Origin of the sequence: Maledivibacter halophilus, assembly GCF_900167445.1 — a bacterium.
GTDB lineage: Bacteria > Bacillota > Clostridia > Peptostreptococcales > Caminicellaceae > Maledivibacter > Maledivibacter halophilus.
The window spans coordinates 37,022-53,580 of the sequence record NZ_FUZT01000007.1 but is presented as its reverse complement, the minus strand read 5'-3'; the positions used below and the strand labels follow the sequence as shown (position 1 = coordinate 53,580).

Annotated in this window: 13 protein-coding genes; all 13 read left to right on the top strand. The window is 30.5% G+C overall.

The features are described 5' to 3' along the window. The first annotated feature begins 29 nt into the window (after window positions 1-29). The 13 genes from glsA to B5X81_RS14040 all read left to right on the top strand — a co-directional run bounded on the left by glsA (window position 30) and on the right by B5X81_RS14040 (window position 16,518). On the top strand, window positions 30-944 hold the full coding sequence (gene glsA, locus B5X81_RS14100; RefSeq protein ID WP_079492575.1) for a glutaminase A: 915 nt from the start codon (window positions 30-32) through the stop codon (window positions 942-944). A 363-nt stretch (window positions 945-1,307) separates the two neighbouring features. Then, window positions 1,308-2,975: an MASE3 domain-containing protein gene (locus tag B5X81_RS14095; protein ID WP_079492574.1), complete on the top strand. Its 1,668-nt coding sequence runs from the start codon at window positions 1,308-1,310 to the stop codon at window positions 2,973-2,975. Window positions 2,976-3,223: 248 nt separating this feature from the next. Next, entirely contained in the window at window positions 3,224-3,796 is a 573-nt protein-coding gene (locus tag B5X81_RS14090) for an ArsR/SmtB family transcription factor (RefSeq protein ID WP_079492572.1), read from the top strand. 372 nt (window positions 3,797-4,168) lie between these two features. Next, a complete protein-coding gene (locus B5X81_RS14085) occupies window positions 4,169-5,962 on the top strand; it encodes an ABC transporter substrate-binding protein (protein ID WP_079492571.1) in 1,794 nt (597 codons plus the stop codon). Window positions 5,963-6,073: 111 nt separating this feature from the next. Beyond that, window positions 6,074-7,042 carry an ABC transporter permease gene (locus B5X81_RS14080; protein WP_079492569.1) on the top strand — a complete coding sequence of 323 codons (969 nt, stop codon included), beginning with the start codon at window positions 6,074-6,076 and terminating at the stop codon, window positions 7,040-7,042. A gap of 13 nt (window positions 7,043-7,055) precedes the next feature. Continuing rightward, entirely contained in the window at window positions 7,056-7,979 is a 924-nt protein-coding gene (gene opp4C, locus B5X81_RS14075; protein WP_079492568.1) for an oligopeptide ABC transporter permease, read from the top strand. 12 nt (window positions 7,980-7,991) lie between these two features. Next, a complete protein-coding gene (locus B5X81_RS14070) occupies window positions 7,992-8,969 on the top strand; it encodes an ABC transporter ATP-binding protein (protein ID WP_139380343.1) in 978 nt (325 codons plus the stop codon). Next, complete coding sequence (locus B5X81_RS14065; RefSeq protein ID WP_079492565.1) at window positions 8,969-9,940, top strand: ABC transporter ATP-binding protein; 972 nt, start codon at window positions 8,969-8,971, stop codon at window positions 9,938-9,940. The genes B5X81_RS14070 and B5X81_RS14065 overlap by 1 nt, the downstream gene beginning before the upstream one ends. Further along, window positions 9,915-10,133, top strand: coding sequence for a hypothetical protein (locus tag B5X81_RS14060; protein ID WP_079492563.1), 219 nt, complete (start codon window positions 9,915-9,917; stop codon window positions 10,131-10,133). The genes B5X81_RS14065 and B5X81_RS14060 overlap by 26 nt, the downstream gene beginning before the upstream one ends. Window positions 10,134-10,397: 264 nt before the next feature. Then, a complete protein-coding gene (locus tag B5X81_RS14055; protein ID WP_079492562.1) occupies window positions 10,398-11,231 on the top strand; it encodes a deoxyribonuclease IV in 834 nt (277 codons plus the stop codon). Between the two features lie 70 nt (window positions 11,232-11,301). Beyond that, on the top strand, window positions 11,302-12,438 hold the full coding sequence (gene queG, locus B5X81_RS14050; RefSeq protein ID WP_079492560.1) for a tRNA epoxyqueuosine(34) reductase QueG: 1,137 nt from the start codon (window positions 11,302-11,304) through the stop codon (window positions 12,436-12,438). A gap of 235 nt (window positions 12,439-12,673) precedes the next feature. Beyond that, window positions 12,674-15,019: a Lon protease family protein gene (locus B5X81_RS14045; protein ID WP_079492559.1), complete on the top strand. Its 2,346-nt coding sequence runs from the start codon at window positions 12,674-12,676 to the stop codon at window positions 15,017-15,019. A 533-nt stretch (window positions 15,020-15,552) separates the two neighbouring features. Next, window positions 15,553-16,518 carry an L-threonine 3-dehydrogenase gene (locus B5X81_RS14040; RefSeq protein WP_079492557.1) on the top strand — a complete coding sequence of 322 codons (966 nt, stop codon included), beginning with the start codon at window positions 15,553-15,555 and terminating at the stop codon, window positions 16,516-16,518. Window positions 16,519-16,559 lie beyond the last annotated feature (41 nt).

The window sequence follows — 16,559 nt, the reverse complement described above, 5'->3', positions numbered from 1 at the left end:
TGATATTCTATAAACGGGAGATGAAATTCATGCAGTTTTTATTAAATGAATTAGTCGATAAAAATAGAGCTTGGACAAATTATGGAAAGGTGGCAGGCTATATACCAGAATTAAGCAAAAAGGATCCCAATAAACTTGGAATAGTAGTTGTAGATGTAAAAGGTAAAATTTATAGAGCTGGTGATTATGAAACTAAATTTACTGTTCAAAGCATGTCAAAGCCTATAGTTTTATTGTTGGCTTTACTTGATAATGGTGAAGAAGTTTTTAAAAAAGTGGGTAAAGAACCTACAGGAGATGCTTTTAATTCAATAATAAAGCTTGAAACATTAAATCCTTCTAAACCCCTTAATCCAATGATTAATGCTGGTGCTATAGCTGTTACATCATTAGTAAAGGGAAAAACAAAGGAAGAGAAATTTAAAAGAATAATTAATTTATTTAGGAAAGTATCAAAAAATCCAAAGCTTGATATAAATATGGATGTTTACTTAAGTGAAAAGAAAACTGGAGATCGTAATCGTTCAATAGCATATTTCTTAAGGGATATAGGTATATTGGAAGGAGATGTTGAAGATATACTGGATTTGTATTTTAGGCAGTGTTCTATTGAAGTAACCTGTGAGGATGTTGCTAATATGGGTATGGTTTTAGCAAATCAAGGGATTGATAATGAAAGTAAAAAACGACTAGTACCTAAATATTTAACTCAAATTGTGAAAACATTTATGGTTACATGTGGTATGTATGATGCATCGGGTGAGTTTGCCATTAATGTTGGAGTCCCTTCCAAAAGTGGAGTAAGTGGTGGAATAATGTCTTCGGTTCCCAATAAAATGGGAATAGGAGTAATAGGGCCTGCATTGGATTACAAGGGAAATAGCATAGCAGGTGTTAAGCTTTTAGAAGATTTGTCAAAAGAATTAAAACTGAGTATATTTTAATTTTTTAAACTGTAAATGAATAGGTTGTATTAATATGATATTGATATAGCTTCTTTATATAGTAATTAGATAAAGGAGCTATATTTTTAAATAAAAAAACAATGACTTTTCATTATCGTTAGCATTAAATTTTAGAATTTGTTACTTAGAACTACAAAAAGCACCATTAAACGTTTTTGTTCGGGACTTATGTACCGAAGTATAATAAAAAAGCAGGATAATTAGTGCCTTTATAGAATATATATATTTAATTCTTATTTTAATAATACTTTATATAGAAATCAAAAGTAGTTGACTTTTAGTTAAAAGGGTCTGTGGAGCATTTGTCCATAGGTAAAATATATTTTGAATTGGAGTGCTGAAATGATTTTAGAAAAGGGAAATAAAGTATATGGAATTAAGAATGACTATTTATATATTATAATAATCCTTGTAATAACTTCTTTGGTATTTTATCTTTCTATGGTTTTTGAATATGAGATATATATTATTTTTAGTGTAGTAAATTTTCTAACCTGGCATACAATTTTAGAGTTTATTAGTGTTATTTTTGCCTTTATCATATTTAATAATTGCTACTACTCTTATAAACATACTAAGAGGGTAAGATTATTATTATTAGCATCAACATTCTTTATAGTAGGGTCTATAGATTTTCTTCATACATTATCCTATGAAGGTATGCCTTTTACTTTTGCGCAAAGTTCTGTAGAAATGGCAACTACATATTGGGTGTTTGCAAGACTAATAATGGCTGTAGGGATTTTCATATCTTCAATTATTCCATTTTATAAGAAGAGTAAATTTAATGAAAAATCAGCAATAATTTTAAATATATTATTAATTTTTATAATATTTCATATAGTTACATATAAAATAGATGTTTTGCCTCCATTATTTATTCAGGGGAAAGGTATGACAAGCCTTAAAATATATCTTGAATATTTTATAGTGGCTTTACAAATACTTTCAATAATTAACTTTATTAAAACCTATGAAAAGACCTCAAATACATATTTGATTATATTATCTTCAGGTCTTATATTAATGACATTTAGTGAAGGACTTTTTACACTTTATAGAAGTGTATATGATACATTCAATCTTTTAGGTCATGTGTATAAAGTTTGGGGCGTTTATTTAATATACCATTCGATTTACAAATATAATATAGATTTGCCCTATAAGAAGCTTAAGGAAGCCCAAGGCAAGGTAAGCTTATATGCAGATAATTTGGAGAAAATAGTTAATATAAGAACAGAAGAATTTAGAAAAGCCAATGAAAAGCTCAATAAAGAATTAGACTATGCTAAAGTTATTCAGCAATCTCTTTTACCACCTGAGAAAATAATATTTGAAAATGTTGTGTTTAATTCAAAATATATACCTTGTGAAAAGTTAAGTGGAGATTTTTATGATATATATGAAATTAATAAAAATAATATAGCAATGTATATACTAGATGTTACTGGTCATGGTGTTCCAGCAGCATTACTCACAATGTTTAGTATAAATAATGTAAAGTCAAATGAAAAGATAATTAAAAGGTATAGAGGATTAAAGCCCCATAAAAATCTAAAAAATTTTTATGAAGAATTTAATAAATTAAATTTTCCTGAAGAAATGCACATAGTAACCTTTTTTGCTACATATAATAAGCCTAATAAAGTTTTAACATATTGTTCAGCAGGAATGAATTGTTATCCTATTCTCATTAGAAGAACAGGGGAGTATGAATTATTGGATAAGAGCAGAGGATTTCCAATATGTCAGCTCAGTGAATTTTTTACACCACAGTATGAAAGTGCAAAGGTTCAGCTTCAAGAGGGAGATAAAATAATATTTTATACAGATGGTTTAACAGATGTGCAGAAAAATTCTTCAATAGATCATAAAAAACTACTCAATATTTTGGTGCGAAATAGTAAAAGCAGTGGTGAAAAATTAAATAATTACATATTAAAGAAACTGGAAAATTCTATAAAAGATTTTGATGATGATATTACTTATTTTATTATGGAAATACTATAGGGTTCTATAGATAAATAACATTGTCATTTAAAATATATATTTTTTAATCTATTAAAATTTCAATAAGCTGAACTAGGAAAATTTAATGTATAAATTTATATCTGAACTTGGAACCTTATAATGAAATAAATTACAAATATTGACTAATTAGCATAAAAATAATATAATATATATAAATTTCAAGTTATCAAATTCATTTATTATAGTATTTATAATTGCATTAGTCATTAAAAAAGGGAGTTTTGATTATGAAAGAAATTTTAGTATTAAGGGAATTAGAACAAATAAAGGCAATTGCCCATCCGTACAGATTGGAAATCATTGAATCCTTTGAAGAAGCTTCTGCAACGGCAAAACAAATAGCTGATAAAATGGAAGAACCCCATGCCAAAGTAAATTACCACATAAAAACTTTGCTTAAGGTGGGAATACTGGAATTAGTTGAAGAAAAGGTGAAGCTTGGAATAGTTGAAAAATATTATAGGCCTTCAGCTAAAAATTTTGTTATAGACAGAAATATATTAAATACAAGTGAAAAGCATGTTTTAGAATCCTTAACACAAGCTTCAATATCTATATTTGAAAATATATCTAGGGATTTTTATAGAGCAGTAGAATATGGAGACGAAAAAGAATATCCTAAAAAGTTCTTATACTACTATGATTATTATCTAACTCTAGAAGAAATTAATGAGCTGCAGGATAAATTAGAATCAGTGCTAAAGGAATACTTAAAAGGTAAAAAAGATAAAACAAGATCAAATACGAAAAAATATTCAATATCTTCTCTAATGCTGCCCAAGTTAAAGGAAAAGAAATAGTAAAACTCTAATTATCTAATCATTTATACTATCCTTTTAAAATTTGTAAGAAGGATAGTTGTACCTTGCCATATAAAAAAAATCATATATTAAAATTTTTGTCTAAAAATATCAAAAAATCTTAGAAAATCAATTGTTTTTACAAGAAAAAATTGAATATATAGTACCTTTTTAATTCATATTATAGGCTAATTATAGCTTTTTATATAAAAAAAATTATACATAAAAATTTTTTTGTCAAAGAATATCGAAATATTTACAAATATTAATTTGAAAGGAGGTGGTAAAAAAGTTTCTAAAGGAAAGGGGTATTTTTTTAAACATATAAAGTTTGGTATGGGAATGTTATTAAAAAAATGAGGGGGATTTAAATTGTTTAAAAAATCATTAGCAATTACTCTTGTGTTATGTTTAATCTTTACTTTGGCTTTATCTGGATGTGGTAAAGAAGTAGACAATACTTCACAGGATTCAGAAGGAAAAAATCTTGCAGAGCAAATTAATAAAGAAGGGCAAAAAGATGCTCTGGATGTACAGAAAAAGGAAAGTGATAAAACTGCTTTAAACCCAGCTAAAACAAGAAACTCAAGTGATATTTTAATTGTAGGAGAAACCGATGGTTTTAAGGGACAGTTTATAAGCTCATATAATTCAACAGCGGCAGATGGGAATGTTATGAGGGTATGTTTTAGCCCACTTTTAAGATATAACAATAAAAATGAAATCGAAAATGTTCTGGCGAAAAGCTATGAGGTTTCAGAGGATGAGAAGACCTTTACATTTCATTTGAAAGATGATGTTGTGTTCTCCGATGGTACACCACTTACAGCTAAAGATGTTGCTTTTACATATAATACAATAGCTGATCCAAGCTATGATGGTCGTCATACTGCCGTTGTCAAGGATATAGTTGGATTTGAAGAGTATAATAATGATATGGAAGGTAAAATCAAGTCAATGGAAGGTATAAAGATAATTGATGATCACACAATTTCCTTTGAATTTAAAGAAGCCCTTAGGGTCAACATGGAGAATTTTATTGGACAATTATACATTCTTCCTGAGCATTTCTATAAATTTGAAAAGGGTAATACTCAGGCTTTAAAGGATAAGCAGCATAAGATACTGGGCAGTGGCCCCTATAAGCTATCCAAGTTTGAACCTGGACAATATGTAGAATTGGTTATAAATGAAAAATATTTTGGTGAAAAGAAGCCCCAGATTCCTAAAATTATTATTAAAGAAACCCAGATGGCAACTCAAACAGAAGAGCTGGTGGCAGGTCAAATTGATATGGCTCCTGGAGAAATAGACCCGGATAATTTAGAAATAGCTAAAGAAGGAGGTTTTATTGATTTTTATCAATATCCTAGGGCTGGATATGGATATCTTAGATTTAATTGCAATGAAGCACCTACCGATGATAAAAATGTTCGTAAGGCTTTAGTGTATGGATTCAATCGTAAGGCCTTTGTAGATACCTTTTTTAAAGGATTAGCCAGTGTTCAGGATGTTCCTATGCCTCAGGTTGCCTGGGGATATACAAAGGAGCTCCAGCAGGAACTTACAAGCTATGACTTTAGTCCTGAAAAAGCCGGGCAGCTCCTTGATGAAGCAGGTTGGAAGATGGGAGATGATGGCTATCGATACAAGGATGGTAAAAAGCTTTCTATACACATAGCATCGATTTCTGAAGCAGAAATGTGGGATATGGTTGCAGGACTAATGGCCGATAATTATAAGCAAATTGGTGTAGATTTAAAAATAAGCCAGATGGACTTTAATTCCCTTATGAGCAAGGTCTATGATGAAAGAGAAGGCTTTAATATGTATAGTATGGCAGTTTCTTTTTATACACCTGATCCAGCACAGGATTTATATAGTTCATGGCATTCTCAATTCGACAAGCCCGGTGGAGACAATACAGCTCAATTTCGTAATGAAAAGAATGACCAGCTTTTAGAAGAGCTTAGAAAAGAGTTTGATAGAGAAGAAGCAAAGCAGCTCTATTCCGATTGGGCAGTTAATATAAATGATGAAATTCCTATATTGATTTTATATGCTAACCTTTATACAGATATGGTAAATAATAGAGTTAAGGGATATAATCCCACGGGAATATATAACTGGTCCCATGATGTAGTTAATTTATATATTGAAGATTAAACAAATTTTTTCCATAATCAAATATAATGCCCGGGTTTTTACCGGGCATTATTCAATAGAAAGGAAAATATTAAATATTCTTAATAAAATCAACAAAAAGGGGGATATATCTTGTTAAAGTATATACTTAGACGACTGCTCCATATGATTCCAGTAATACTTGTTATTTCAATTCTTCTGTTTTGTTTGGTAAAGGCCATGCCGGGAGATCCTGTTCAGGCTTATTTAGGTGTTAATAGTAAAGTTCCCGAGGAGGTCAGAGAAAATCTCAAAGAGAGACTAGGTCTCAATGAACCGATACATATTCAATATTTAGTATGGCTAAAACGTATGCTTTCAGGGGATTTTGGCGAGTCAATTCAATATAAAAGACCTGTAAGTGAAGTGGCAGGTAATTTTCTATGGAATACTTTTTTACTTAATATAGTAGTATTTATTTTATCTTTTGGTATTGCTATACCTGTAGGGATAATATGTGCAGTTAAACAATATTCCAAGACCGACAGCTTTTGGACTGTATTTTCACTAATAGGCATTTCTATGCCATCATTTTTCTTTGGCCTATTATTAATTTTTGCCTTAGCAGTAAATATAAAGATATTTCCTATCAGCGGCATGATTACACCGGGAGCAGATTATACAGGATTAGCTTATTTTTTAGATGTGGCAAAGCATATGGCATTACCTGCAGTTGTTCTTACCATTAGCAGTCTGGCCAGTCTTGTCAGATATGTCAGGAACAGTATGCTTGAGGTTATTAAGCAGGATTATATAAGAACAGCCCGTTCTAAAGGATTAGCCGAGAAGATTGTGATATATAAGCATGCATTTCGTAATGCATTAATTCCTATAGTTACTTTAATTGGTATGTATATTCCCTTTTTATTTACGGGATCTGTTATTACAGAACAAGTATTTGTCTGGCCAGGAATTGGAAGGGTCTTATACGAAAGTGTTATAATGCGGGACTATAATATAGTGATGACATTAAATATGTTTTTTGCCACATTAATGCTCATGGGAAATTTACTTCAAGACATTGGATATGCTATTGTTGATCCAAGAGTAAAGGTAGAATAGGGGGGTTATGCTTATGAAATCCGATGCAATTAAAAAGACTGAGGAGCAGGTGAAAAATGAAGAGCAGGAAGTTATAGGGCTGTGGAAGATGGTGTGGAATAATTTTAAAAAAAATAAACTGGCTCTTTTTGGTTTAGTGGCAATTTCTATATTAATTATAATGGTCATTGGTTCCTATTTTATAACTCCCTATGATAGGGATGCAACAAACCTTATTAATGCCGAGCAGCCTCCCAGTTTTAAGCATTGGCTGGGAACAGATGAATTAGGAAGGGATTATCTTACTCGTATATTATATGGAGGACGTATTTCTCTCACGGTGGGTATAATTTCTGTAGGGGTTTCCCTGATTTTAGGAATACTATTTGGTGGAATTTCAGGATATTATGGTGGCTGGATAGATAATATTTTAATGCGCTTTGCAGAAATAATCTATTCTTTCCCTTTTTTACCCTTGGCCATAACCCTTTCGGCTATTATTGGGGTAAGGGTTTCGGTTGAGAATAAAATGTACATGGTTATGGTGATTATTGGTGTTTTAAGATTCCCATCCCTTGCCAGGATGATTAGAGGACAAATACTTACCCTAAAGGAGCAGGAATTTATGCAGGCTGCAACTGCCCTTGGAATATCAGATACAAGAAAAATATTTAGACATCTTATACCCAATACCTTTGCCTATATAATTGTAAATGCTACATTAGGTGTTGCCGGTGCCATTCTTTCTGAATCTTCATTATCCTTCTTAGGTCTTGGAGTTAGTCCACCTATACCATCCTGGGGCAATATGGTTACATACGCAACAAGATCCTATGTATTAAAAAATATGCCATGGCTTTGGATACCGCCGGGACTTTGTATATTCATTGCAGTGATGAGCATTAATCTAATTGGCGATGGCTTAAGGGATGCAGTTGATCCAAAATCAAATCATTAGGGGGGGATAGAGGTGTCAAAGTATTTATTGGATGTAAAAAATGTTAAAACTCATTTTTTTACAGATAGAGGTGTTGTAAGAGCTGTAGATGGTATAGATTTTAAGATTAAGAGAGGTGAGACATTAGGAATAGTTGGAGAATCAGGAAGCGGTAAAAGCGTTGCTTCTATGTCTGTAATGCAGTTAGTTGAGGAGCCTGGAAAAACAGTAGAGGGAAATATTTTATTTAAAGGGGATGATCTACTTAAAAAGTCGGTAAAAGAAATGCGTAAAATTCGTGGAAATGAAATATCTATGATATTTCAAGAACCTATGACTTCATTAAATCCTGTTTTTAAAGTGGGGGATCAGATAACAGAAGTACTTATGCTCCATCAAAAAATGAGGAAGGAAAAGGCAAGGAATAGAGCCGTTGAAATGCTAAAACTTGTTGGAATACCTAGAGCTGAAAGGATAGTAGATGATTACCCCCATCAGCTCAGTGGAGGTATGAGACAAAGAGTTATGATAGCCATGGCATTGGCCTGTGAACCAAGCTTACTTATAGCCGATGAACCAACAACGGCCCTTGATGTTACAATTCAAGCTCAAATTTTACATTTAATGAATGATTTAAAAGAAAAACTTGGAACTGCTATTATGCTTATTACCCATGATCTTGGCGTAGTTGCACAAATGGCAGATTATGTAATAGTCATGTATTGTGGAAAAGTAGTAGAGGATGCTCCAGTTGAAGAATTATTCGAAAATCCCAAACATCCTTATACTAAAGGGCTGATGAAATCAATACCCAATTTAGATGACAATAAAAAAAGATTAGACAGTATAAAGGGGATTGTGCCCCATCCTCTTTATTTACCTGAGGGATGTTATTTTGAGCCCAGGTGTCCTAATGCAACTGAAAAATGCAAGAAATATAGGCCTGAGTTAAAGGAAATATCACCTAATCATAAAGTAAGCTGTTTTGTAGTAAATGAGGAGGTGGTATAATGAATGAGCCTTTATTAGAAGTAAAAAATCTAAAAAAATATTTTCCGGTAACTGGAGGCTTTTTCAAAAAAACAATAGGGTATGTAAAGGCTGCCGATGATATTTCCTTTGAGATAAAGAAAAGAGAAACCTTAGGGTTAGTTGGAGAATCCGGTTGTGGAAAATCAACTATAGGTAGAAGTATATTAAGATTACATGAGCCAACCTCTGGAGAAGTATATTACAAAGGGAAAAATGTAATTAGGGCTTCAAAAAATGAAATGAAAAAATTGAGAAAAGAAATGCAAATTGTCTTTCAAGACCCATATAGTTCTCTTAATCCAAGAATGACTGTAGGACAAATAATTAGTGAGCCTATAGTACAACATGGGATAATGAAAAATGGAAAAAAACTTGAAGAAAGGATAAAAGAATTATTAGAAAAATGTGGTCTTGCAAGCTACCATACAAATCGTTATCCCCACCAATTTTCAGGGGGGCAAAGACAAAGAATTGGTATAGCCAGGGCTTTAACTTTAAATCCATCCTTTATAGTTGCCGATGAACCAGTATCTGCCCTAGATGTGTCAATTCAATCCCAGGTATTAAATCTTATGATGGATTTACAGGAAGAACTTGGACTGTCATATTTGTTTATTTCCCATGATCTCAGTGTTGTTAGACATATTAGTAATAGAATTGGTGTTATGTACTTAGGCTCATTAGTAGAGCTTTCAGGTAAAAAGGACTTATTTGAAAGTCCAAAACATCCATACACAAAAGCTCTATTATCTGCTATACCAGAGGCAAATCCAAGGAAGAGAAAGAAACAAGTAATATTAAAAGGTGATATTCCGAGCAATGTAAACCCTCCAAGTGGCTGTAAATTTCATACCCGATGTCCCTATGTAATGGATATATGTAAAGAAGCTTCACCGGAATTTAGAGAATTAGGGGATAAACATTTTGTGGCGTGCCATATGGCGAAATAATAGGCATAGGGAATGGGTAAGAACACGTGAAAAGCAGTTGTCGGAGGAATATAAAGATGTTAAATTAAATGTAGGATGGAAGGATATAATAGCTATGGTAATTGCAGCTTTTCAAGTTCTGCTGCCAATATTTTTACTTGTTGCTCTTCTTATTGGATTATGTTTTCTATTTTTTAATTTTCTAATCAAGTAATTGATTAAGAAAATTGTATAATTATCTCAATTAAAATACTGATGACTATAGTCATCAGTATTTTTTTATAAATTATTTTGTTTATAATAAATAAAAGTAGGGTAAAACAATAATATTATGTAAATTGACACTTGAATTATTAATGAACAATTTTTAAAAATAGTGAAACAAATTCAAATGACAATTTATACATCTCAAAAAATTACAGAAGAATCGGTGTTTTTAAAGTTTCTATGAATAATCTAGGTTGAAGGGGATGGAGTAATGTTTATTGGTTCACATTTATCTATATCTAAGGGATTTGAGGATGCAATTAAGCAAGCTGTTAGTATTGGAGCAAATACCTTTCAATTTTTCACAAGGAACCCTAGGGGATCAAAGGCAAAAAAATTAAATTTAGACGATATTAAGAAAGCAGAAGAAATATGGATTCAAAACAAATTTGCTTCACTTTTGGCCCATGCACCCTACACCTATAATTTTGCTTCAAATAAAGAAAAAACTTGGGAGCTTGCGAAAAGACTATTAAGGGATGATCTTGAAAGGCTTTCTCATTTGAGCATTTGTAACTATCTAGTCATGCATCCCGGTAATCATATTAAAGAAGGAATGGAATTTGGAATACAAAGAATAGCTGAAGGGATTAACCAAGTCCTAGAAGGAAATGAAAACACTATGATTTTATTAGAAACTATGTCGGGTAAAGGTACTGAAGTAGGCTATAGATTTGGTCAGCTGAAAGAAATTATTAATAGAATAAAATATAATAAGAAAATTGGAATATGTTTTGATACATGTCATACATATTCTGCAGGTTATGATATTATCAACAATTTAGATGATGTGCTTGAAGAATTTGATGAAATTTTAGGTATTGAAAGACTAAAGGTTGTACATCTAAATGATAGTAAACATGAATTGGGCAGTAAAAAAGATAGGCATGCATGTATTGGTGAGGGAACACTGGGATTAAGTGGTATACTTAATTTTATAAACCATCCGAAACTAAAGGGAATTCCCATATTTTTAGAGACTCCTAATGATATACAAGGATATGAAAGAGAAATAAAGCTTTTAAAATATGGTTATAATAAATAAAGAATATGAAAAAATAAATGCGTCATTGTACGCATTTTTAATTTGATAAAATAAATAATTGGTGATTAAAATGATTTTTAAAGAAGAAATAATTAAATATTCAAAGGAAATAGGTATTGATTTAATTGGTTTTACAGAATCAGAGATTTTTCATGATCTAGAAGCAATACTTAGGAAAAGAGAAAAGAAGAATTTATTATCTGGATTTGAAGAGCAAAATATTGATAAGAGAATCAATCCCCATCTAACCTTAGAGAATTCACATACTATAATTGTCATTGGAATGTCCTATTATGTAAATGAAGGAGATATTACAAGTAAAGATTCTAATAAACCTACGGGGAATGTCTCCAAAAGTTCTTGGGGAAGAGATTATCATTTAGTATTAAAGAGTAAAATGAAAATGCTTGTAGAATATATAGAAAAAAAGACCAAAGATTTTCAGTATGAATACTTCACAGATACTGGACCTTTAGTAGATAGATATTTAGCATATAAGGCCGGGATAGGATGGTATGGTAAAAATAACTGTATTATAACAAAAGAATATGGTTCATGGATTTTTATAGGATATATATTAAGCAATTTAGAAATCAATATAAATATGGAAGAAAGTAAAAATGAAGGTTGCTTAAATTGCAATAATTGCATTAAAGCTTGTCCTACAGGAGCATTAATGGAAAACCAACTATATAATCCAAAGCTATGTATATCTTATTTAACTCAAACTAAGGAGGATATTGATTATAAACTTAGAGAAAAAATGGGAAAGAGCTTATATGGATGTGATATTTGTCAGTTGGTATGTCCTTATAATTCAAATAAAACAACAACCCATAAAGAATTTATACCTGTGGGAGATAATTATAAACCTAATCTTTTAGGTTTACTTAAACTATCAAATAAAGAATTTAAGAAAAGATTTGAAAAAGCAGCTTTAAATTGGAGAGGAAATAAAATAATTAAAAGAAATGCTTTAATCGCTTTAGGTAACTCTGGAGATAAGGATATGGTAAAGTATCTAGTAGAATATTTAAATAGTCCTTCAATAATGATAAAAAAATATACTGCTTGGGCAATAATTAGATTAGATAGAAAGAAAGGCAAAAAAATTCTTGATAAGCATTTAGAAAAGGAAAAAGATATTGAAATGAATGAAGAAATTAAAAAATTGTATAATTATTATCTGAGAAATTTACATAATTAACATTATCAATTTTAAAATACAATATGTAGACAACTCCCTTGAATCTTTTTACTATATTTTGTATTTTAAATTTTTTACATGTTTTATGAAATTTCCTCAATTCTTAGAAAACTGCTAGAAAACAATACTTCTAGCAGTTTTTTAAAAAAGGTAGACACAAAATCCTCAAATTTTATGAAGCAAAGACTGGTTATATGAATAATATAGAATATAACTTCCAACAAGGGGGGATTTTGTGAAGAAAAGGAATAAGCTAAATTATTATAAATTGAAAAAATCATATAATCCAAGACAGTTTAATTTTAAAACCACTAAGGATTTAGAGGCTTTTAATGATATTGTGGGACAAGAAAGAGCAGCACAGGCTTTAGATTTTGGTTTGAATGTAAAAAATCCTAAGTACAATATATATATATCTGGTTTGAAGGGAACTGGAAAAACTACCTATTGTATTTCTAAGGTAAAAGATAAGGCAAAAAGGGAAGAAAAAAAATACGATTGGTGCTATGTTAATAATTTTAATGAGCCGGATAGACCTAAGAGCATTAGGCTTCCTGCCGGTACAGGCAAGATATTTCAGGCGGATATGGATTATTTTGTTAGAGAATTAATATCTGAGGTTCCAAAGACATTTATCAGTGAAGAATATCAAAAAAGAAAAAATGATATATTGAAAAGTTATCAGGAGAAGAAGAATGAATTGTTAGATTTCTTAATTGAGTATAGCAAAACATTAGGATTTGAAATAAAAAATATTTCAACTGGATTAGTTTTTGTACCAATTAAAGATGGAGAAAAAATTAGTGATGAAGAATTCGATAATCTAGAAGAAGAAGAAAAGAATATTTACGAAAAGAATGGTGAGCAAATACAGCTAAAAGCTATAGAAATATTAAGAAAAGTAAAGATATTAGAAAAGGAGTCTAAAAGGGAGCTAATTGATTTTCAGAAAATGACAGCTCATTTTATTGTGAAACCAATTAGCGAAACTATTATTGAGAAATATAAAGCCATTAATGAAGTTATTGAATATATTGGGGAAATTGAAGAAGATGTAATAGAGAATGTTTCTGATTTTGAAGCTATAGCAGAAGAGGATATTTCAATTAAAAGTAATGTAAAGGAGTTTGCACCAAGATACTATGTTAATTTAATTGTAGACAATAGTGAAGTAGAGGGAGCTCCAGTGATTGTTGAAACTAATCCAACTTTTAATAATCTTATGGGAGTAATAGAATATGAAAGTGAAAATAGCTCCCTTAGAACTGATTTTACTATGATTAAACCAGGCTCTCTTCATAAGGCAAATGGTGGCTTTCTAATAATAGATGCATTGGAACTCCTAAGAAATTCTCATTCTTGGCTGGCTATAAAGCGTACACTATATAATAGAAAGATAAAAATTGAAAGTTTGAGGCATCAGTTGGGTATTACTGATATAGCTACGTTAAAACCGGAGCCTATACCAATAGATATAAAAATAATACTTATAGGAAATCCCCAAATTTATAATTTGCTTTATCAATATGATGAAGATTTTAATAAATTATTTAAAATTAAAGCGGATTTTGATTCCATTATGGATAATACCCTTGAAAATCAATATAAAATGGCTTGTTTTATTAATTCTTTTTGTGAAAAAGAAAATCTAAGACATTTTACTAAAGATGGCGTACTTAAAGTTCTTGAATACAGCAATAGAATAGCTGGAAGCCAAAGTAAGTTAACTACAATGTTTAATAATATAATTGAGATTTTAATAGAAGCAGATGCTTGGGCAAAATATGAAGGAAATAGATATATTGCTGAAAATAATGTAAAAAAAGCAGTTCGTGAAAAAAGAAAAAGAAATAATAGAATAGAAGATAGAATCGACGATCTATATAAAGATGGTAAGATTATTATAAATGTTAAAGGTAGTGAGGTTGGAAAGATAAATGGTCTTTCAGTGATAAATACCGGAGATTATGTTTTTGGTAGGCCAATGGTTATAACTGTATCATCCTATGCTGGTACTAAAGGAATTATTAACATAGAGAGGGAAGTAGAGCTTAGCGGCAATATACATGATAAAGGTGTAATGATTTTGGAAGGATATCTTAATGAAAAATTTTGTAAAGATAAACCTTTAAATATTACATCAAAAATTTGTTTTGAACAATCCTATAATGGAGTAGATGGAGATAGTGCATCAAGTACTGAGCTCTATGGAATTTTATCTAGTATTGGGAATATTCCTATAAAGCAGAATATAGCTGTAACTGGCTCAGTTAATCAAAAAGGTGAAATTCAGCCTGTTGGTGGTATAACGGAGAAGGTTGAAGGATTTTACGATATATGCAAATATTTTGGCTTGACTGGTAATCAAGGTGTAATTATACCTTCTCAGAATTTGGATGATTTAGTTTTAGAGGATGAGATTATTGAAGCAGTAAGAAGCGGAAAGTTCAGCATTTATTCTGTATCTAAAATAGAAGAAGGAATAGAAATATTAACGGACATGAGCTTTAAAGAAATATGTAATGTGGTTCAAACTAAATTGAACTCCTATAGTCAATTAATGAATAAATATGAAAATTGAAATTGATAGTTTTTCCTTAAATATGACAGGTCAAATTTTTGATCTGTCATATATTTTTTAAGAAACAAAGAAATTTAAATTTTTTACCATTTACCCTTGATTATTTATTTTTTTGTAGTATACTTAAATTAATTAATGTACGCCATATGAATACAATAATTCTATGAAAACATTATTTTGTTTGCGAATAAAATACAAATGACTTTGAGAGATGATCAAAAGCTTAATGATGAATTTAAAAGTTTAGAACTAAAGATGAGATCCATATGAATTTACAATTCTCATCGTTATCCGTTTCTAGAATTTTCACACTATTAAATTAGCCGCTAACTCTAAATGTAATTAAATTGAAATTGTAATACATATATTATTTTAACTTATCTAGGCAAATTTTAATACAATTCTAATACAAATGAGTAAATTGTATAATATATGATAGCATGACTTCGAAGGTTTCAAAGATGTATATAATACATGGTTTTTACATAAGGTAATTATGCAATTTACTCAAATAATAATGTGAGGTGATAAAAATGAAAAAAATATTAGTTACAGGAGCCTTAGGGCAAATTGGTTCAGAACTAGTTTTAAAGCTTAGGGATATTTATGGAGAAAAAAATGTAGTGGCTAGCAGTAGAAGTACAGGTAAAGGAAAGGAAAACAGTAAAGAGATTATTGAGTCAGGTCCTTTTGAAATAGTAGATGTTTTAAATCCACAGCAGATTGCAGATATAACAAAAAAATATGATATTGATACTATTATTCATTTAGCTTCTATTCTTTCAGCAGTAGGAGAAGAAAAACCCCATGTACTTTGGAATATAAATATGAATGGATTATACAACGCTTTGGAAGTTGCAAGGGAAAATAATTGTGCAATATTTGTTCCAAGCTCTATAGCAGCTTTTGGTCCAAGTACTCCAAAGGATTTAACTCCTCAAGATACAATTCAAAGACCTACAACTATTTATGGTGTTTCTAAAGTGTCAGGAGAGTTATTATGTGATTATTATTATGAAAGATTTGGTGTTGATACAAGGGGGGTAAGATTTCCGGGCTTAATATCATACAAAGCCTTACCCGGTGGTGGAACCACTGATTATGCTGTACATATTTACTATGAAGCATTGAAAACAAAGGAATTTACATGCAATATTAAAGAAGGTACCAAAATGGATATGATGTATATGCCCGATGCATTGGATTCTGTAGTAGATTTAATGGAGGCTGATGCTTCTAAGCTTGAGCATAGAAATGCATTCAATATAGCGTCTATGAGTTTTGGACCAGAAGAAATTTATGAAGAAATAAAAAAACAAATACCAGAGTTTACAATGAAATATGATGTTGATCCTGTTAAACAGAAAATTGCTGAGTCATGGCCTAATTCATTAGATGATAATGCAGCTAGAAATGAATGGGGATGGAAGCCTAAATACAATCTTGAAACAATGACTACAGATATGCTAGAAAAGTTGAAGGAAAAGCTTAATATATAATTTAGTGTTGTTTGTTTTTTAGTTAACATAATAAGTCGATG

Bases quoted from the DNA above. Each gene is read 5' to 3' on its own strand.
- glsA (WP_079492575.1), top strand. From the start codon at position 30: ATGCAGTTTTTATTAAATGAATTAGTCGATAAAAATAGAGCTTGGACA.
- B5X81_RS14095 (WP_079492574.1), top strand. From the start codon at position 1,308: ATGATTTTAGAAAAGGGAAATAAAGTATATGGAATTAAGAATGACTAT.
- B5X81_RS14090 (WP_079492572.1), top strand. From the start codon at position 3,224: ATGAAAGAAATTTTAGTATTAAGGGAATTAGAACAAATAAAGGCAATT.
- opp4C (WP_079492568.1), top strand. From the start codon at position 7,056: ATGAAATCCGATGCAATTAAAAAGACTGAGGAGCAGGTGAAAAATGAA.
- B5X81_RS14065 (WP_079492565.1), top strand. From the start codon at position 8,969: ATGAATGAGCCTTTATTAGAAGTAAAAAATCTAAAAAAATATTTTCCG.
- B5X81_RS14055 (WP_079492562.1), top strand. From the start codon at position 10,398: ATGTTTATTGGTTCACATTTATCTATATCTAAGGGATTTGAGGATGCA.
- queG (WP_079492560.1), top strand. From the start codon at position 11,302: ATGATTTTTAAAGAAGAAATAATTAAATATTCAAAGGAAATAGGTATT.
- B5X81_RS14040 (WP_079492557.1), top strand. From the start codon at position 15,553: ATGAAAAAAATATTAGTTACAGGAGCCTTAGGGCAAATTGGTTCAGAA.